Origin of the sequence: Sphingorhabdus profundilacus (assembly GCF_009769755.1) — a bacterium.
GTDB lineage: Bacteria > Pseudomonadota > Alphaproteobacteria > Sphingomonadales > Sphingomonadaceae > Sphingorhabdus_B > Sphingorhabdus_B profundilacus.
The window spans coordinates 110,946-129,268 of the sequence record NZ_SDWJ01000002.1; the positions used below are offsets into that span (position 1 = coordinate 110,946).

General features: G+C 57.5%; 23 protein-coding genes. 2 read left to right on the forward strand and 21 right to left on the reverse strand.

Annotated elements, in window-relative coordinates; all coding sequences use genetic code 11:
• Positions 1-4 precede the first annotated feature (4 nt).
• Positions 5-1,519, reverse strand: a complete 1,515-nt coding sequence (gene amaB, locus EUU23_RS08255; RefSeq protein ID WP_343032700.1) for an L-piperidine-6-carboxylate dehydrogenase — start codon at positions 1,517-1,519, stop codon at positions 5-7.
• Positions 1,520-1,660: 141 nt separating this feature from the next.
• Between amaB and EUU23_RS08260 the strand changes: the two genes are divergently transcribed.
• Positions 1,661-2,845: an acyl-CoA dehydrogenase gene (locus EUU23_RS08260; protein ID WP_425505107.1), complete on the forward strand. Its 1,185-nt coding sequence runs from the start codon at positions 1,661-1,663 to the stop codon at positions 2,843-2,845.
• A 155-nt stretch (positions 2,846-3,000) separates the two neighbouring features.
• On the opposite strand, the gene EUU23_RS08265 is transcribed toward EUU23_RS08260, so the two are convergent.
• The 17 genes from EUU23_RS08265 to glmU form a co-directional block, all read right to left on the reverse strand.
• The gene (locus tag EUU23_RS08265; RefSeq protein ID WP_160353688.1) at positions 3,001-3,417 is read right to left on the reverse strand and encodes a hypothetical protein; all 417 of its coding nucleotides are present in this window, start codon (positions 3,415-3,417) and stop codon (positions 3,001-3,003) included.
• Positions 3,418-3,561: 144 nt separating this feature from the next.
• Complete coding sequence (gene hslO, locus EUU23_RS08270; protein ID WP_160353689.1) at positions 3,562-4,482, reverse strand: Hsp33 family molecular chaperone HslO; 921 nt, start codon at positions 4,480-4,482, stop codon at positions 3,562-3,564.
• A gap of 25 nt (positions 4,483-4,507) precedes the next feature.
• Positions 4,508-5,437, reverse strand: coding sequence for an ornithine carbamoyltransferase (gene argF, locus EUU23_RS08275; protein WP_160353690.1), 930 nt, complete (start codon positions 5,435-5,437; stop codon positions 4,508-4,510).
• Complete coding sequence (locus tag EUU23_RS08280; RefSeq protein WP_160353691.1) at positions 5,434-6,621, reverse strand: aspartate aminotransferase family protein; 1,188 nt, start codon at positions 6,619-6,621, stop codon at positions 5,434-5,436. Before EUU23_RS08280 ends, argF begins: the two co-directional genes overlap by 4 nt.
• 117 nt (positions 6,622-6,738) lie before the next feature.
• A complete protein-coding gene (locus EUU23_RS08285; protein ID WP_160353692.1) occupies positions 6,739-7,158 on the reverse strand; it encodes an OsmC family protein in 420 nt (139 codons plus the stop codon).
• The gene (locus EUU23_RS14285; protein WP_281346886.1) at positions 7,155-7,277 is read right to left on the reverse strand and encodes a hypothetical protein; all 123 of its coding nucleotides are present in this window, start codon (positions 7,275-7,277) and stop codon (positions 7,155-7,157) included. Before EUU23_RS14285 ends, EUU23_RS08285 begins: the two co-directional genes overlap by 4 nt.
• Before the next feature lie 9 nt (positions 7,278-7,286).
• On the reverse strand, positions 7,287-7,508 hold the full coding sequence (locus EUU23_RS08290) for a hypothetical protein (protein ID WP_160353693.1): 222 nt from the start codon (positions 7,506-7,508) through the stop codon (positions 7,287-7,289).
• Positions 7,509-7,599: 91 nt separating this feature from the next.
• On the reverse strand, positions 7,600-8,286 hold the full coding sequence (locus tag EUU23_RS08295) for an alternative oxidase (RefSeq protein WP_160353694.1): 687 nt from the start codon (positions 8,284-8,286) through the stop codon (positions 7,600-7,602).
• Positions 8,287-8,405: 119 nt separating this feature from the next.
• On the reverse strand, positions 8,406-9,380 hold the full coding sequence (locus EUU23_RS08300) for a division plane positioning ATPase MipZ (protein WP_160353695.1): 975 nt from the start codon (positions 9,378-9,380) through the stop codon (positions 8,406-8,408).
• Between the two features lie 115 nt (positions 9,381-9,495).
• Entirely contained in the window at positions 9,496-9,825 is a 330-nt protein-coding gene (locus tag EUU23_RS08305) for a type II toxin-antitoxin system PemK/MazF family toxin (RefSeq protein ID WP_160353696.1), read from the reverse strand.
• Positions 9,822-10,079 (reverse strand): AbrB/MazE/SpoVT family DNA-binding domain-containing protein, encoded by a 258-nt coding sequence (locus EUU23_RS08310; protein WP_160353697.1) that lies wholly within the window; start codon positions 10,077-10,079, stop codon positions 9,822-9,824. Before EUU23_RS08310 ends, EUU23_RS08305 begins: the two co-directional genes overlap by 4 nt.
• A gap of 70 nt (positions 10,080-10,149) precedes the next feature.
• Positions 10,150-11,973, reverse strand: coding sequence for a glutamine--fructose-6-phosphate transaminase (isomerizing) (glmS, locus tag EUU23_RS08315; protein ID WP_160353698.1), 1,824 nt, complete (start codon positions 11,971-11,973; stop codon positions 10,150-10,152).
• Entirely contained in the window at positions 11,973-12,359 is a 387-nt protein-coding gene (locus EUU23_RS08320; RefSeq protein WP_160353699.1) for a PIN domain-containing protein, read from the reverse strand. The genes glmS and EUU23_RS08320 overlap by 1 nt, the downstream gene beginning before the upstream one ends.
• Positions 12,356-12,787, reverse strand: a complete 432-nt coding sequence (locus tag EUU23_RS08325) for a ribbon-helix-helix domain-containing protein (RefSeq protein WP_160353700.1) — start codon at positions 12,785-12,787, stop codon at positions 12,356-12,358. Before EUU23_RS08325 ends, EUU23_RS08320 begins: the two co-directional genes overlap by 4 nt.
• 30 nt (positions 12,788-12,817) lie before the next feature.
• The gene (locus EUU23_RS08330; RefSeq protein ID WP_160353701.1) at positions 12,818-13,144 is read right to left on the reverse strand and encodes a low molecular weight protein tyrosine phosphatase family protein; all 327 of its coding nucleotides are present in this window, start codon (positions 13,142-13,144) and stop codon (positions 12,818-12,820) included.
• Positions 13,145-13,168: 24 nt separating this feature from the next.
• Positions 13,169-13,648, reverse strand: a complete 480-nt coding sequence (locus EUU23_RS08335) for a DUF3224 domain-containing protein (protein WP_218939573.1) — start codon at positions 13,646-13,648, stop codon at positions 13,169-13,171.
• Complete coding sequence (gene glmU, locus EUU23_RS08340; protein WP_246156380.1) at positions 13,645-14,991, reverse strand: bifunctional UDP-N-acetylglucosamine diphosphorylase/glucosamine-1-phosphate N-acetyltransferase GlmU; 1,347 nt, start codon at positions 14,989-14,991, stop codon at positions 13,645-13,647. The genes EUU23_RS08335 and glmU overlap by 4 nt, the downstream gene beginning before the upstream one ends.
• Positions 14,992-15,157: 166 nt before the next feature.
• On the opposite strand from glmU, the gene EUU23_RS08345 reads away from it, so the two are divergent.
• Positions 15,158-15,835 (forward strand): HAD hydrolase-like protein, encoded by a 678-nt coding sequence (locus EUU23_RS08345; protein WP_160353703.1) that lies wholly within the window; start codon positions 15,158-15,160, stop codon positions 15,833-15,835.
• Positions 15,836-16,139: 304 nt separating this feature from the next.
• Here the strand turns inward: EUU23_RS08345 and EUU23_RS08350 are convergent, their stop codons facing one another.
• Genes EUU23_RS08350 through EUU23_RS08360 form a run of 3 tightly spaced genes read right to left on the reverse strand, consistent with a single transcriptional unit; the run spans position 16,140 to position 18,287 of the window.
• Positions 16,140-17,150: a nucleotidyltransferase domain-containing protein gene (locus EUU23_RS08350; protein WP_160353704.1), complete on the reverse strand. Its 1,011-nt coding sequence runs from the start codon at positions 17,148-17,150 to the stop codon at positions 16,140-16,142.
• Positions 17,147-18,001, reverse strand: a complete 855-nt coding sequence (locus tag EUU23_RS08355; RefSeq protein WP_160353705.1) for an HprK-related kinase A — start codon at positions 17,999-18,001, stop codon at positions 17,147-17,149. Before EUU23_RS08355 ends, EUU23_RS08350 begins: the two co-directional genes overlap by 4 nt.
• Positions 17,994-18,287 carry an HPr-rel-A system PqqD family peptide chaperone gene (locus EUU23_RS08360; protein ID WP_160353706.1) on the reverse strand — a complete coding sequence of 98 codons (294 nt, stop codon included), beginning with the start codon at positions 18,285-18,287 and terminating at the stop codon, positions 17,994-17,996. Before EUU23_RS08360 ends, EUU23_RS08355 begins: the two co-directional genes overlap by 8 nt.
• Positions 18,288-18,323: the final 36 nt, after the last annotated feature.

An 18,323-nucleotide genomic window follows, 5' to 3' on the forward strand; every position in this document is an offset into this window, starting at 1 on the left:
AGGGCTAGCCTAGGTCAAAAGTCACCCCTTGTGCAAGCGGCAGTTCGTTTGAATAATTGATCGTGTTGGTGGCCCGGCGCATATAGGCTTTCCAAGCGTCCGACCCGGACTCGCGCCCGCCGCCAGTTTCCTTTTCACCGCCGAAGGCACCGCCAATTTCCGCGCCCGATGTGCCGATGTTGACATTGGCAATGCCGCAGTCACTGCCCGCAGCAGACAGGAAGCGTTCGCATTCGCGCACATCGGTCGAGAAAATCGCAGAGGACAGGCCCGCGCCGACGGCATTTTGCAAGGCGATTGCCGCGTCCAGATCGGTGTAGCGCATCACGTAGAGGATAGGCGCGAATGTTTCGCGCAGCACCGGGCCCTCCTGTGCGGTCATCTCCACAACCGCCGGGCGAACATAGACACCCGGCCCCGGCAGGCGTTCCCCGCCGGATATGATGCCGCCGAGCGCTCGTGCTTCCTCTAATGCCTGTTGCATCCCGGTAAAGGCTGCCTCGTCAATCAACGGTCCGGCAAGATGTGCGCTGTCCAGCGGGTCGCCAATCGGCATTGAAGCCGCAGCCGCCTTCAGCGCGGGGACGACGCTATCGTAAAGGCTGTCATGCACAAAGAGCCGCCGCAAACTGGTGCAGCGCTGTCCCGTTGTGCCAAAGGCCGAAAACAGCACACCGCGCAGGGCAAGCGCCACATCGGCCTTGTCGCTGATGATTGCGGCGTTGTTGCCGCCGAGTTCGAGGATGGACCGGGCAAAGCGGCCGGCTGCCACCTGCCCCACACTGCGTCCCATTGCCGTGCTGCCTGTCGCGGAAATGAGCGCGATGCGCGGGTCGGCGACAAGCATGGCCCCGACATCGCGTCCGCCCTGCACCACTTGGGAAAGATGCTCCGGCGCATCGCCAAAGGCGCGCACGGCTTGTTCAAAAATGGCCTGAACGGCGACAGCGGTCAGCGGGGTTTTTTCCGACGGTTTCCAGATAACGCTATTGCCGCAGACCAGTGCGAGAGCGGCATTCCATGCCCAGACCGCAACGGGGAAGTTGAACGCCGAGATAACGAGCGTCGGTCCAAGCGGATGCCATTGCTCCATCATCCGGTGGCCGGGACGTTCGCTGGCGATGGTCAGCCCATGCAACTGCCGCGAAAGACCGACGGCGAAGTCGCAAATGTCGATCATCTCCTGCACTTCGCCCAGGCCTTCGGACAGGGGCTTGCCGCAATCGATGGTGACAAGGCGCGCAAGGCTGTCCTTATGGTCGCGCAACGCATTGCCGAAAAGGCGTACCAATTCGCCCCGGCGCGGCGCGGGTACCGTGCGCCATTCGAGGAAAACGTCGTGCGACGCGGCGATAGAGGATTCAATGTCGGCTGACGAGGCAGTCGGCACAGAGCCGATCTGGCTGCCGTCTATTGGGGTGTGGACGGCAAGGTCACCACATACTGACACGCCCAGGCGTTTCAGCAATCCTTCAACTTCCTTCTTTACCAATGTCACACCCGTTCTCACCTTCGTCACCCTGAACTTGTTTCAGGGTCTTAGTTCGATGCCAAGCAAAAAAGTAAGATGCTGAAACAAGTTCAGCATGACGGCGCTAAGTGGAACTTGTCTAGTGATTTGGAAAAGTCTAGCGAACAGCCGACGAAATGGAGAATATATATGGTCGAAATGGCAGCTTTTAACTGGTCCGATCCGTTCAATCTCGACGCACAGTTGACCGAGGACGAACGGATGATCCGCGACACGGCCCACGCCTTTGCCCAAAATGAGTTACAACCGCGTGTGATCGAAGCCTATCGCAGCGAGCGCGATGCGCCCGAATTGTTTCCCCTGATGGGTCAAACCGGCCTTCTCGGCGCGACAATTCCGGAAGAATATGGCGGCGTTGGCGCATCCTATGTCGCCTATGGCCTGATCGCGCGCGAAATCGAGCGCGTCGATTCAGGCTATCGGTCGATGGCTTCGGTGCAGTCCTCGCTCGTGATGCACCCTATCTACGCATATGGCTCCGAAGAACAGCGCCGCAAATATCTTCCGGGTCTGGCAGCGGGCACGCTGATCGGCTGCTTTGGCCTGACCGAACCCGATGCAGGTTCCGACCCTGCCGGGATGCGTACTTTCGCCAAAAAGGTGGATGGCGGCTATGTGCTGAACGGCACGAAGACATGGATTTCCAACGCACCGTTCGCAGATGTGTTCGTCGTCTGGGCAAAGTCCGAAGCGCATGGCGGCGGTATTCGCGGCTTTGTGCTGGAAAAGGGAATGAAGGGCCTGTCCGCACCCAAGATCGAAGGCAAGCTCTCGCTGCGTGCGTCGACCACCGGCATGATTGTCATGGACAATGTTGAAATCGGCGAAGATGCCCTGCTCCCCGAAGTACAGGGTTTGAAGGGACCTTTTGGCTGCCTGAACCGCGCCCGTTACGGGATCAGCTGGGGGGCGCTGGGTGCTGCCGAGTTTTGCATGCACGCCGCGCGGCAATATGGCCTTGACCGGCACCAGTTCGGCAAACCGCTTGCCGCTAACCAGCTGTACCAGAAGAAGCTGGCGGATATGATGACCGATATCGCGCTTGGCTTGCAGGCCAGCCTGCGCGTCGGCCGTCTCATGGACGAAGGCCAGTTTGCGCCGGACATGATCTCCATCGTCAAGCGCAACAATGTCGGCAAAGCGCTCGACGTTGCGCGTGCCGCGCGGGATATGCATGGCGGCAACGGGATCAGCGACGAATATCAGGTCATGCGCCACATGGTGAACCTCGAAACGGTCAACACCTATGAAGGGGCACATGACGTCCATGCGCTGATATTGGGCCGCGCCATCACGGGTATTGCGGCTTTTTGAATAAAATAAGGACCGCTGGCATATTGTGCGAGCGGTCCGAGGCAGAGGCTATCGAGCCTGCTAGGGAGGAAAGCGTATCTGAAAAGATACATGTCCTAGCTAAGAATAAATGGTAAATATCTGTTTAACGCTATCGCGGTAATTTGGGTCAGGACCTAGCACGCTCCTGTGTAACGACCCTCTACCGCAAATGAAAAGGGCGAATTGTTGCGAATGCCTTGTGACTGGATATGGATCAACTTGCCTGATTCCTTGCGGATCGTCGTCAGTCCCTGCCCCGCGCCCTTGCAACTATAGCTGACGGTTACCGCAGTCGGGCTTGAGCGGACGACATAATGTTCACACAGGGCCGTTCCGTGCTGAATCTGCGTCAGCTTTATGGGGTCGCCCACGCAAATCTGATTGACCGATGCGCCTGAAGGTCCGCCGCCTACTGCGCGCAATTGCCACATTCCGCGATCAATGGATTGCAAAAGCGACAGGTCGCCCCCTTGCGCCCATGCCATCGCAGCCGTTCCGGCGCATAGCAATAAAACGCCGGTCATGGCCTTATAAACAATATTCATTTTCATAAGCTTCTTTAACGTAAACCCTAGACAGTTATAGCGAAGCGGCCCCGTTATTGCCTGCGTAATAGCAGAAGTTGTTACAAATAGCACGATAGAATGTGGTATATGAACGATGAATGACTGATATTTTGCGACAAAGGTCGCATTTCAGTTATTGAAGCTTGTCAGACTGACCGGAAAGCGGCGTGAACAAAACTCGCAATCGACAACGATATCACCTGATTCATCCGCCATTTCAGCCCGGTCCTCAGCGGGAAATTTTGCAATAACGTCTCTGATATGCACCGGGTCGCAGCGACACCCTTTAGTCAGTATACCAGCCTGTTCAACCCGAACCTCATCCTCTTCATGGAATAGACGCCAGACGATTTCCTCCAGCGGAAGTGCGGGGTCAGCCAATTCTTCGGGCAATACCGTAAAGGCAAGCATTCCGACATGTTCCCATTCGGGATGGTCGAGCCGCACGTGCAAACGCTCCCGCCCTTCTTCGCCTTCGGGCAGGTGCTGAACCAATATGCCGCCTGCGACACAACGACCGTCAACATGGTCGACCGCAGTGCGGATGAATGTCGGGATCTGTTCGGATTGCACAAAATAATTTTGCGCGGCCTCTGACAAGCAAGAGCCTTCCAGCGGCACGATCCCCTGATATCGCCCGCCACCTTCTGATGCAGGCCTGACGCGGTCGAAAGTGATGGCAAGATAGCCTGTTCCGAAAATTCCGAATAACGTCGAATCTGAAGGCAAAGCGGCGACGGTGTCAGCATCAAATTGGGCATATCCCCGCAATGCGCCGTCTTTATAGTCACATACCAAAAGGCGAATGGCACCCTTTTCGGTGTGCACCTGCATCGTCAATTGGCTGCCCTGATCTTTGAGCGATGCCCCAAGCATCGCTGTCAGGACCAAGGCTTCGGCCAGAGTTTTCTCGATCAACGGCGGATAGGCATGAGCTGCCAATATCTCGTTCAAGACAGCATCCAACCGCACCAATCGTCCGCGCGCATCTCGCACGGGGATGGAAAAGCGCAAAGGCTGGTCACCAAAGGTTTCGGGTTGGGATGCCATCAACGCGCAACACTTTCCTGCATTTTCATGCCAATAATCCAAAGCACCAAAGCAGAATGGATTTCTGGCCATGCAGCCGGTTTTCTGCCTCGTCCCAAATGATCGACTGCGGTCCATCCAAAACGGCGTCGGTCACTTCTTCGCCCCGGTGCGCCGGAAGGCAATGTAGAAACTTGGCATCCGGCTTTGCACCCGCCATCAACCGTTCGTTGACCTGATAAGGCATCATGGCGGCGATCTTATCATGGGCATGGTCCTGCCCCATCGACACCCAGGTGTCCGTGACCACAACATCCGCGCCAGCCACGGCCTCTGCCGCGTCGCGGGTCAGCGTGATCGTCGCGCCGGCAGCCTGCGCCGCTGTAATGAACAGGCTGTCGCTTTCATAACCCTGCGGTACGGCAATCCGGACGTTGAATTTGAAAATTCCCGCCGCCTCGACAATCGAGTTCAGCACATTATTCCCGTCGCCCAACCAGGCCACTTCCAGTCCTGGCAAAGCCTTGCCTTGTTCGGCTATGGTCAGCAAATCCGCCACAATCTGGCAGGGATGCGACAGGTTGGTGAGACCGTTGATAACCGGAACGCTGGCATATTTCGCCAGTTCCTCAATCTTCGCATGGTCGTCAGTGCGGATCATGATGGCGTCGACATAACGTGACAGCACCCGGGCCGTATCGGCAATACTCTCGCCCCGTCCGAGCTGCATCTGGCCGGACGCCATGAAAATACTGTCCCCGCCCAGTTGCTTCATCGCCATTTCAAACGATGTGCGTGTTCGGGTCGAATTTTTCTCGAAGATCATGCCCAGCGTATGCCCCGCCAGCGGCGCATCGCTATCGGCCTTGCCCTTGGTCCAGCCGGTCCGAACGGCTTTTCTATCCATGGCATCGGCAAGCATTACCGCAATGGCATCCCCCCCTGCATCCGACAGGTTCAGGAAATGTCGCGTCATGCAGCCGCCGGCATCTGATAGCTCGCGGCCCCTGCCGACAGTTTTTCCATGAATGTCGTGATGTGGCTGTCGTCAATGTTCAGCGGCGGCAATACGCGGAATGTATTGTCCCCTGCTGCCACCGTCAGCAAGCCATGATTGTCGCGCAAATGGGCCACAAATGCCCGCGCTTCATGCGTCATCATAACGCCGAGCATCAGGCCCTTGCCCCGCACGCCGATGAAAAGATCGGGATAATTGCCGATAAACTGTTCCAATGCCGCGCGCAGCTTGTCACCTGTCGACCGCACTTGCGCCAGAAACTCTTCATTCGCCACGACATCCCAGACCGCCTGACACGCGGCCATCGCAAAAGGATTGCCGCCATAGGTCGACCCATGCGTACCCACAACCATACCGCGCGCCGCTTTTTCGGTGGCAAGGCACGCGCCCACGGGGAATCCGCCGCCCAAGCCTTTGGCACTCGCCATGATATCGGGTTCGATGCCATATTGTTCATAGCAATAGAGCGTGCCGGACCGCGCCACACCGCACTGCACTTCGTCAAGGATGAGCATCAGGCCATGTTCGTCGGCCAGCGCGCGCAGACCCTTCATAAAGGCATCCGAAGCAGGGCGCACACCGCCCTCACCCTGAATGGGTTCGACCAGAAACGCCGCGGTCTTCGGACCGATTGCGGCCTTTGCACCTTCAAGGTCGTCGAAGTCGACATATTTGAAACCTTCGAGCAGCGGCAGGAAGCCCTTGTGCATTTTTTCCTGATTGCTCGCCGAAATCGTCGCCATCGTGCGGCCGTGAAAGGCATTTTTGAAGGTGATGATTTCGTACCGGTCGCTGCCCTGGCTCTGGTGGTAGGCGCGGGCGGTTTTGATCGAACATTCGACAGCTTCCGCGCCCGAATTGGTGAAAAATACCGTATCGGCAAAGGTCGTGTCAACCAACCGTTGGGCGAAGGCCTCGCCCTGCGGGCTGCCATATAGGTTGGACACGTGCATCAGCGTTGCCGCCTGATCCTGTATCGCCTTGGTCAGATGCGGATGGCCATGGCCGAGAAGGTTCACCGCGATACCCGCAGCAAAATCCAGAGCGCGGCTGCCATCTTCGGAAATCAGCCAAGCGCCCTCGCCACGTACCGGCCGGAACCCACACCGCGGATAGACTGGCATTAAAGGCGTAATCGACATGGCTATTTCCTTCCCATAGGACCAAAAGGCAAAAAGCGGCCCCACGGGACCGCTTGCTTCTAAAGAGCCGCTATAAACCTGCAAAAAGGGCAAATCAACCCACAGGCTGGACTCACATTACCCCAGAAGCGTGTTGATCGTGATCTGGTTGGTAAGGGTGCGATGAATCGGGCATTTTTCGGCAATTTCGATCAACTTCGCCCGTTGATCTTCATCCAAAGGCCCCTCCAGTCGGACGATCCGGTCGATCATATCAACCGGCTTGCCGTCATTTTCACCGGGCCGTTCTTCCTTGGAATGCTCGAGCATGACATGCACTTTCTCCAGCGGCCATCCTTTGCGCGCCGCATACATTTCCAGCGTGATCGAGGTACAGGCACCCAGCGCCGACAGCAGCAATTCATATGGTGTCGGACCATTGTCCGTTCCCCCCATTTCAACCGGCTCACCGGCGGCCCATTCATGCAGCCTGGCCTTGATAAGCTGAGCATATTTTCCATCAGCGCTTTCAACTATGGCATTGGGATTTTCGGTCATATTTCCTTGTCCTTCTCACGCTTCGCAGCCGCAATCCGGCGGCGAAGATAACCAAAGAGCAGCAGATGAAACGCCAGCGAGAGCAGGACAATGATAGCTATGATTTTAGCAGCGCTCATAATCTAGGGTCAGGACCACTTAAATGCACTTGCGCGGTTTGAGGCCATTTTACACAGGGCAAGGAAGGAAGCCGCAGGGATATAGATACATCTCAAGGCTTTCTGACGCAGCGATGGGCAAAATGGGTCAAATCCTTCGGACGTCAAAATGGCTTTGATATCGAACCAAAATACGCTTGCAGGCAGAGTGACTGTCTGACGGCGCGCATTTTGGTCCGATATCTTCGCCATTTTGACGCCTCGCAAGTGGTTTTAAGTGGTCCTGACCCTAAGTATAACGCCGCATATTGAGACCGCAATGTCGTGCAACTAGGATGGGGACCTAGTTCAGACCCGAATTCAGCGATATGTGGGGCGGGCATTCGGCAATATCGGCGTGATCAGCTTGGCGTCCGCACAAGGCACTGGCCATAAAATGGTTCATGTCCCGGTGATGCGCTTCGTCCGCCCGAATGATCAGGATCACGTCACGCAAGGTCGTGCCTTCCGGCAAGTTCCAGTATCGGAGCGCTACGGCAGGTGCAGGCGGATTGGTATGTCGGCCAGAATCAATTTCTTCGAGGTAGAGCGTGTAGCTCAAGACAGCCTCTTCCTCGAAATAGCCCACCAGACGGTGCGCCGTGCGATCGGAAATCAGATACAGAAAGAAAAAGCCGACATAGAAAAACCATTGCACGGTTAATATGATCATCCGCTCGAACCAGGACGGTTGGGCAATCTCGATGAAGGTCATCAAATGCATCCGCTCATTTTCGGCCTCGTCCATCAGGGTCCGGATCCATCCGTTGTCATCCTGCATCAACCGCAATGCACGCAGATGGGTCAATGTAGCACCGACCATTCCTGGCACTGCGGCAACAGTCTCCAGAACGATGGCGCGATTTCCATAGCGCTTGGCAAAGAAGGTGTCCGCACCCCAGCGCAACAGTTTCGTCACGCCGAGCGCGAAACGGTCGGATAGGCCTTGTGCTTGATAGTGGCTGGAAGGTCTCTCAATTATATTTGTCATGGTGATTTCCCTAGTGGAATGGACCGACAAAGCGCCATATTACATCACAGAGCAAATTGAATTCGAACGCAGCAAATTTACTTTTTTGCAACTGCGGCCCATGGGCCCGACAATATGTTTTATTCCGGCTGCGCGTCCGGCACCGCAATTGCCCGCTTCAACGCCGCGCTAGGCAGATTGAGCGCGCGCAGCATGGCCCAAATCTCCTCGCGGGCATTAGGCTGGGCTTTCCCGAGATCCGGTAGCGTATCCAGATCGAACAAGGTCAGCCCAAGGGGAAACAGCTCGCGATAGGTGACGCGCTCACGTAGGCCCGGCACGATCCGGAAGCCCGCAGCAGGCGCAATCTTGTCCAGCGCGTCGCGCACCTTGCGTTCATTATTGGTGGCAAGGCTACGCGACCGGTTCTGCATCACGACCCAGTCAAGGGCCGTGGCGCGCAGCGCAATGCCAGGGTCCTTGAGATGTTCGACCAGCCTTGCGAAATTGCCAAGGGTTTTGAAATCGCCCGTGCGCGGGTCGATATGGCCGAGCATGTCGAGGTCGATGAAACTGTCGTTCACCGGCGTCACGATTGTATCGGCCATGAAGATGGCTTTTCGCGCAATGGGCGAGTCATGTCCGCCGACGTCGATCACGATGAAACTGTTGTGAATGCGCGCCATACGGAGCTTTTCAGCCAACTCATTCTCGTTCTGCTGCGCGAGCATGATCTGTTCGGGGCCGGGAAGCTTCACACCATATTCGCGCTCACTCTCCTGCCGTGCCCACAAGGCGCGGTGCAACGTGAGTTGGCGCAGATCGACATCGAGCGCGGCCACCCGCTCGCCCGCATTACACAGCGCGATGCAGGTATGGAAAGCCGATGTCGATTTGCCGACCCCGCCCTTTTCATTGGCAAAAACAATGATATGCCCCTTGGGAGTGGACACCGGATATTTCATCCATGACGGCTGTACCGGTTCGGACGGGATCGCGAAATTCTCGAAATCCGGCATCGTCGCCACCGGTGGCGGCGGCCAAGGCTGCGCGGGTGCAGACGACGGCAATGCCGACCCCGCCTTTCGCCGTTTGAAGCGATCAAATAATCCCAACTGGCCTTGCCTCCGATTGCGCCGGTGATGGCCCAAGGTGGCTGGGGTTTCAAGGGGTTTGGCCGATAGAGGGTTAAAGTCGGGTCTTACCGATCAGTTCTAGAACGCGGCCCCATCAAATTTCAAACAATGTTGCCACCCTTGCAAGTACATCTTCCAGTTGCGCCTCAGGCAAACTGTCTACCTTGCGACCGCCTCTTTCGGCGATATCCAACACGCGAGGCTGATCGCACCGCACGACTCCAGTGGTCTTGATACCGCTAATTTCGACGGCGAAACCGAGACGGCGCGCAAAGTCACCGCCGTTTGTAATAGGCAGAACAACCGGCAACTGGGTTGCAGCATTGAACTCGGTCGGCGACACAATCAGAACGGGACGATGCCCCTGTTGCTCTCGGCCTAGTGTCGGATTGAGCGAAACCATAAAAATGTCGCCGCGATTCACATCAATTCCTTGCCCACGGCAGCCGCATCAAGCCACTCACGATCATCGGAAATAGCAGCGGCGGTATAATCCGACGCTGCAAGCAATTCCGCCATGGTGTAGTGCGGCTTTGGTGACGCCTCGACCACCAAGCGATCACCGTCTACAGCTAAGCCGACAGACGCACCCGGTTTTAAATGGAGAAGATCGAGCAATGCAGGCGGTACAGCCAACATGACCGATCCGCCAACCTTGCGAAGATTTGTGATGTGCATATCGAACCCTTATTGAGTTATATTTTTATATAACATCTTACTTTGATACCGTCAATTAGACAGATAGACTCTACTCCACCGTCACCGATTTCGCCAAATTCCTTGGCTGGTCGACATCGGTGCCCTTGGCGCAGGCGACGTGGTAGGCGAGGAGTTGCACCGGCACCGCATAGACCAACGGCGCAATCAGCGGATGGACTGACGGCATTTCGATGGTGGCAAGGCAGCCTTCGCCGGCTTCCTCAATCCCTTCGGCGTCGGAGATCAGCACAACCTTGCCGCCGCGGGCGCGGACTTCTTGCATGTTGCTGACGGTTTTTTCAAACAGCGGGCCCGACGGGGCGAGGACGATGACCGGTACGGCTTCGTCGATGAGCGCGATGGGGCCGTGCTTCATTTCGCCCGATGCGTAACCTTCGGCGTGGATGTAGCTGATTTCCTTGAGTTTCAGCGCACCCTCCATCGCCAACGGATAGTCGGGGCCACGGCCAAGATAGAGCACATCGCGCGCAGGTGCGATGAGATGCGCCATCGCTGCAATATCCTCATCATGGGCGAGCGCGGCATTGAGCGCGGCGGGTGCCTCGATCAGGTGGCGGACGATTTCGCGTTCTTGTTCCGCCGACAGCTTGCCTTTCACCAGCGCCAGATGCGCGGCCAGCGCGGCGAGAACGGCGAGCTGGCACGTGAAGGCCTTGGTCGACGCCACGCCGATTTCGGGGCCAGCGTGGGTCGGCAATAACAGGTCGGCTTCGCGCGCCATGCTTGATGTGGGCACGTTGACGACCACCGCAATGGTCTGCCCATGTTCCTTGCAATGGCGCAGCGCCGCGAGTGTGTCAGCGGTCTCGCCCGATTGGGATATGAACAGCGCCAGACCGCCTTCTTCCAACACGGGATCGCGATAACGGAATTCAGATGCGACATCGATGTCGACGGGAACGCGGGCAAAGGTTTCGAACCAATATTTGGCGACCATGCCTGCATAATAGCTGGTACCGCAGGCGACGATGGTGATGCGCTTTACCCCCGCAAGATCGAAATCCATTTGCGGTAGGGCGACCGTCTGTTCGAGCGGACGGATGTAGCTGGAAAGAGTCTGGGCGACCACGGTGGGCTGCTCAAAAATCTCCTTCTGCATATAATGGCGGTAATTGCCCTTTTCGATCGAGGCCGCAGACACGCCTGAAGTGGTGATTTCGCGTTCGACGGGATTATTGTCCTTGTCGAAAATCTGCGCGCCTTCGCGGGCGATGACGACCCAGTCGCCTTCCTCCAGATAGGCAATCTGCTGCGTTAACGGCGCGAGCGCCAGCGCATCGGACCCCAGATAGGTTTCCCCGTCGCCATAGCCCACGACCAGCGGGCTGCCGAGACGCGCGCCTATGAGGAAATCGGGGAATTGCCGAAAGGCGATGGCCAACGCGAACGCACCGCGCAAACGCGGGAGCACAGTCTTTACTGCATCCGCGGGAGAATGCCCGGCCTCGACCTGTTCGGACACCAGATGCGCGACCACCTCGGTATCGGTTTCGCTTTCAAAAGTCCGGCCGCGGGCGGTCAGTTCATCGCGTAACTGCTTGAAATTTTCGATGATGCCATTGTGGACCAGGGCCACTTCCTGCGTCGCGTGCGGGTGGGCGTTGCTGGTGGTCGGCGCGCCATGCGTGGCCCAGCGGGTGTGGGCGATACCGATATTGCCCGGCGCATCGTCGGATTTCAGGACCTGCACCAGATTGGCCAATTTGCCCTCGGCGCGGCGGCGGACCAGTTGTCCGTCATGCACGGTGCAGACACCGGCGGAGTCATATCCGCGATACTCCATCCGCTTCAGCCCATCGACCAGACGGTCAGAAACTGCTTCTTTACCTACAATGCCAATAATGCCGCACATTAAAGTTCATCCAATTTATAAGGGATACGAATGCCGGGCATCTCTGCCGGAAAATCTTTAGTATTTCGTGTGACCAGCACGCGCCCACGAAGCATTGCCGTCGCGAGGATCACCGCGTCAGGGGATTTCAGACGCGTCCGTTCTCGGCGAAGCGCGGCTGCCCGTTCAGCAATTTCCGAGTCAACCTCATCAATGCCAAAGCCGGACAGAAGCATCTCGGCGCGCCGCAATCCTTCGCCTTCGCCTTTGGACATGACTTCAATCCAGACCATCCGGCTCACCCAGACTCGCCCCCGCTGAACCGCACGCTCCAGTTCCGCACGTCCCTTTGGGATGCCGCGTAACGTGTCGATCAATATGTTGCTGTCAAACGTAAAGCCACTCACTTGAAAGCGCGCTTCTTTTTTACATGCTCCGGCTTGTCCGCGAAGATGTCCGATGCCTCGTCCGACGCCAAATATCCATCGCCCGGCTTTTTCCCGTGTTTGGCTTGCCAGGCTTTATGAAACTCAAATTCGCGGTCATCATCTTCATCGAAAAGATCAGGGAATTCGGCGCGAACTTCGGCGTAGTCGACATCCCAAGGGCGTGTCCACGACGCACGTTCACGCCGTTGCCATTCCACCGCATCGCCGATATCCGTGCGGTCTTTCCAAGCACCAAAGCCGGCTTCAATCCAATCGAGCGGCGATTGCGGCTTATATGCCGCCACCGCCTCCCGCAAAACAGCAGCACGCGACTTGCCCTGCTCGGCCGCTATTTGGTCGAGCCATTTGATATCCTCATCGGGCAGATCAGCAAGAATGCGAGTCATGATATACTGATATCATATCATGATATCATGTCAAGCCGGTAGATGTCTCCGCATCTTTTCCTTCAGAATTTTAATCAAGGCATCATCCATAAATTCATACTCGTCCGCTATGTCCAAAACCACGATCCGTTTCGATTTTAATGCCGATTTGAACCGCTGCTGCACCTTGTTGCGATGCTGCTTCTCCATGACGACGATGATATCAGCCCACTCGACTTGTTCGGCATCGAGCGGATTCTCTGAGTCATGGTTCGTGCCAGCCGAACTGACCTCTATGTCGTCCCTTACGGAAAATATCTGTTCGGCGGTCGGGCTTCTGAGCTTGTTCTGGCTACAGACAAATAAAAACCGCTTCATAATCGACGCCTACTGCAGCGGCCTTCACCCCGGCAGTGCATAATCCAGCACGTAGGAGTGCGCGCCTTTTTCGATTATGATGTCCAGAGTCCCGCTGATCCCGGTGAGGCCTTCGGTTCCGGAGTCGGGCACGATTTCGATACGCAAATGCTGCTGCCCGCGGTTCATGGTGCCGAAGTGCTGCAGGGCGAAGCTGCCTTTTTTGCTGTCTAAGGTGCCCGTGACGCGCTCCATCGCGACATAGCCTGCTGACCCTTCGGTCGGCGTACGGACGGCGATCATTTGGCCGATGCTGCTCGCTTCCAGATCGCCATAGTACGTCTTGTCCAGCGTCATGCGGCCTACATCGGCGGTGTCGTCGGCTTGCGGCGCCATTCTGACATCGAATGTGCCCTTGGCCTGATGCTGCGACATATGCTGTTCCTCTCGATCCGTGGGGGCTACCCCGGCGGCGGGGGCCGAGAGCAATGCTAGGGCCAGAAATGTCCCGCGCAAAGGCTTCACTTCTTCTCCGCCTTCTTTTTCCGCATCGCATCGTGGAACCGGTCCGCCCAGCCGGGCTTCACCAATTGTTCGGCGCGCACCATGCGTAGGTCGCCATCGGCGACGTCGCGGCTGACCGCGCTTCCCGCAGCAACAATCGCGTCGCGACCAATCTTAACCGGCGCGATCAGCGCGCTGTTGCTGCCAATGAAGGCACCTTCGCCGATGACTGTCTGATATTTGAAATAGCCGTCATAGTTGCAGGTGATGGTGCCAGCGCCAATATTCACTTTTGCTCCAACATCGGCATCACCGATATAGCTGAGATGATTGGCCTTCGCGCCTGCGCCAAAACGCGCCTTTTTAACTTCGACAAAATTGCCTATCTTGGCTTTTTCCTCAAGTAAGGTGCCGGGGCGGAGCCTTGCAAAGGGACCGACTTCGCAACCCGAACCGATGGTCGCGCCCTCAATATGGCAGTTGGCGCGGATTTTTACATTGTCGGCGACCGTCACGCCGGGACCGAAAAAGACATTGGGCTCAATCAGCACATCGCGGCCCAGCTTGGTATCCCAGGAAAACCAGACCGTCTCGGGTGCGATCAGGCTCGCGCCATCCACCATCGCCTGCACACGCCGCCGTGCCTGCCACTCGCCCTCCATCGCGGCGAGCTCACCCCGACTGTTGATGCCGGTCACATCATAGGGGTCGGTCTTGACGACATAGCAATGCCGCCCGTCCTGCGTGGCGATGTTGACGATATCGACCAGATAATATTCACCCGCCGCATTCTCGTTGCCGACGCGCGCCAGCAGCGGGAACAGGTCTTTTGCCTTCACCGCCATCAGGCCGCTGTTGCACAGCTTTGTTGCCCGCTGCGCTTCGGTCGCATCCTTGTGCTCGACCATCCATTCAATCCGGTCGTTCTGCGTGACGATCCGGCCATAGGCTTGCGTATCTTCCGGTTCGAAGCCCAGAACGACGACGGCGGGATTGTCGTCGGCGTTCAGCCGGTCAATCATCGTCTGCATCGTCGATGTGGGGACAAAGGGCACATCGCCATAGAGAATCAGGACGTCGCCTTCGAAACCGGCCAATGCCGCTTCGGCCTGCTGGACCGCATGGCCGGTGCCATGTTGCGGTTCCTGCACGGCCAGTTCTGCCGATCCTGCCAGCGCAGCTTCCAACTGTTCTTTGCCGCTGCCGACCACCACGACCTTCTTCGCCGGATTCAATGCGTCGACCGCGTCCATAAGGTGCATCAGCATGGGGCGGCCCGCGATCGGGTGCAGCACCTTGTGCAGGTCGGATTTCATGCGGGTGCCTTTGCCCGCGGCGAGAATGATGGCGGCGATCTGTGTCATGCGCCGCCTCATGCCAGCAAATTGTTGCGGTTTCCAGAACAACGCTCCATTCACCTGAACATATTCAATCCCGTTCGTATCGAGCGAAGTCGAGATACCAATAAGTTAGGCGCCCAGCCGCAGTATCTCGACAACGCTCGACACGAACGGAATAAGGAGATTAGGTTTGAGTTTTCCTTTCGACATTATCGGCTTCGATCTCGACGGCACGCTCGTCGACACCAGCGGCGACCTGACTGCGGCGGTCAACCATGTGCTGGACAGCGTGGGGCGTCCGCTGCTCTCCACCGAAACGGTAAAGCAGCATATTGGTGGCGGCGCGAAGCTGATGCTGCAACAGGGGCTGGAGGCAACGGGCGGCATACCGGATGACGACTTCCGTCCGCTCTACCGCCAGATGCTGACCTATTACGAAGCCAATGTTTCGGTCCACAGCCGCCCGTTCGACGGCGCGCTCAACCTGTTGGACCAACTCGACGCGATGGGCGTGCGTTATGCGGTGGTCACCAACAAGTTCGAAAGCCTCGCGGTCAAGCTGCTCACCGACCTGAACCTTGCACATCGCATGGTCTGCATTTTGGGTGCGGACACTTTGGGTAAGGAAAATGCCAAACCTTCGGGCGCGCCCATATTCGAAATGGTGAAACGCGGCCAAGCCTTGGGCGGTGGCGACCGGGCGGCCTATATCGGCGATTCCATCTATGACGTCATGGCGGCGAAGAACGCCAATGTCCCCAGCGTCGCGGTCAGCTTCGGCTTTTTGCACGGCCCCGTAGAAGAGATGGGCGCCGATGCCATCATCGACCATTTTGACGAGCTGATTCCGGTACTTGCGACGTTGTGAAGCGATGCAAAGTCGATCCACCTCACGGCGCATAGTGCGCGATCTTTGCGAGAACCGTTTATTCTGGCAATTTATGTGAATTCACACGTGATTTTTATTCTATTCAACTCGTCACCCTGAACTTGTTTCAGGGTCCATCGTGCAGCTGCTCCTGCAGCTTGAATCAAAAGCAACCGTGCATCGCCACTTGGCTCGACACAATTTGGGTTTCTCATGGCTGAAAAATGGACCCTGAAACAAGTTCAGGGTGACGACGAAAAGGAGATGTCGAGTGAATTGAGCCGAGAGGTCTCAATTCGAAAGTTTATCCCTTCCGCCACTTCGTCCATAAATGCCGCGTCAGCATCAGCGGCGGCATGCGTAGCCAGTGGGACCGGATGTAGAATATCAGGCGCGTGAATTTATGCGTGCCCCGTCCCCAATGGTCGCGTGCGGTGAGGCGGCGGATATAATGTTTGTCCTGACGATGCCAGCGCCGCCATCCGCTTGGGATCTCTGTCCCATATAGTTGATGGGCAAGGCGCACGGCGCGCTCGACCGGGGCGAGCAACTGGTGATGCGCGGCACGGTTTGTGAGTGCTGACCAAAATGCGTCATCACCATATTCGGACATCAGACAATGCAAATCCCAAAGGTTTCGCAATCCGCCATCCAGTTCGCCATCTGCAAATAAATGAGCGGCGCTGTGGATCAGCATATCGGTTGGACTCAGGACATAAAGGCCGTTTGCCAATGCGTTCGCATCCGACAGCATCGCCGCCGCATCGGGCCGGGGTCGTGCCGTCAGGGGCAGGATCGTGTGGTGCACGTCGATCATGCGGTCCCGCTCCTTGTGGATCAGCGGAGGCAGCTCATGCATATGGTCGCGATAATAGGCGTCGTCATAAGCGTCTTCTTTCACCCATTCCCACCCGGCGTTTAGCAACGCAGCCTCGACCTGCGGCAGATCGGCCTGCGCGACCATGATGTCGAGATCCCCGATATGCCGCCCCTCGCCCGCTTTCAGACCAGCGGCGACATAGGCTGTTCCCTTCATCAGCACGACCTTGCCGGGATAGTCCGCCAGTGCACGTCGCGCGCAGTCGGCTTCCCACAAGGCGGAGCGGCGCTGATATTCGGCGTTTACCCGGGCTTCGTCCAATATGTGCGCCACCGCGTCAGGCACAGGCAAACCCGATAGCTTGCGCGCCAAGGTGCCGAGCAATTGTTCAACCCGTGCGATGGTCAGCAGCGCGGTCCAACCCGCCGGGTCCAGACGGGCTGTCCCCGCCGGATCGCGCAGCGCATCGACCAGAAGCATAGCGTCATGGGTCATACGCATTCCGCCCATAGCTGGTTCACCAACGCTTCGGCCTCGATCCCGTCGCGATAGTCGATCGCGCGGGCGGGAACCGTCTGGACAAAGCGGGTCAGCGTAGAGAAGCCCTTTTCACCCAAGGCGACATAATTGGTCGAGGCTTGCGTCAAGCGCATGAACACCTCGCTTGGCCCGACTTCGCGAAACGCGGCGTCAAAGCCGAAGCTGGGGAAGAGCAGCAGCGCGGGCCGGGCCGGACGGGACATGGCCGCAATCGCATCGGCAGGCGGAACCATGTGCCGGATATCGCCCTTTGGTGTTTCTGGCATCAGCGGACCAAAGCGCCCGTCGAGCGCGGTTGCCATCATCGCGCCGATGGCTTCGTTTTTCAGGCTGATGAGCCGGGGGAATGGCACCGCATCTCCGCTGTCCAGATCGACCAGTACAAATTCATCGCCCATGAAGCGCCAGCCCCTATGACCCAGCATGGCTGCCAAAGTCGATTTTCCCGACCCCGATTGGCCGGTCATGATGAGCGCACGGCCATCCTTTTCCACGGCGCTGGCGTGCAGCAGCAAATGCCGCCGCCAGCCCAGCGCCATTTGCAGGTTCATCGCCATTTCCGCCGCCAGCAACCCCTGCGCCAATGGCAGCGGTGCTGCATCGGGCAGCATGTAGTCGCCGTTAATCGCCACCGATGGCCGGATAAAACGGCGCAGCAGGCTGACCGATTCCAGCCGCACCGAATAGTCGGGGATCTCAGGCACCGGATAATCGCGATAAAATTCCGCCAACTGGTCCAACGGTCGCTTCCATTGCGAGCCGATGCGAAAGGCGGCTGGCCCTACCTGAACCCGGAATTCATGCATGGCAGCGCTCGACCAGCCCGAGGTCGGCCAATTCGTTTAGCCGAGCGGCAATGATATCCGCGGCCTGCGTGCCGTCAAAATCAAACTGCGCCGCCAACCGTTGCGCCACCTCGTCGGCGGTCATGGCATCCGTCCCCATGGCAGCAAGGATTTCGGGAGCCGGTTCGGCCACGATATGGGTGATCCCCGACCGGCGCTGATACACCAAAGTCAGCGAATCCAGCGGCGTGACCAAAATCTGGTCCGCCGGTTCCGCTTTATACTTTATGCCTTGCGACGCTGTCATGCGCGCATGGGGTAAAGCCCCAGCGTTAAAATTCAA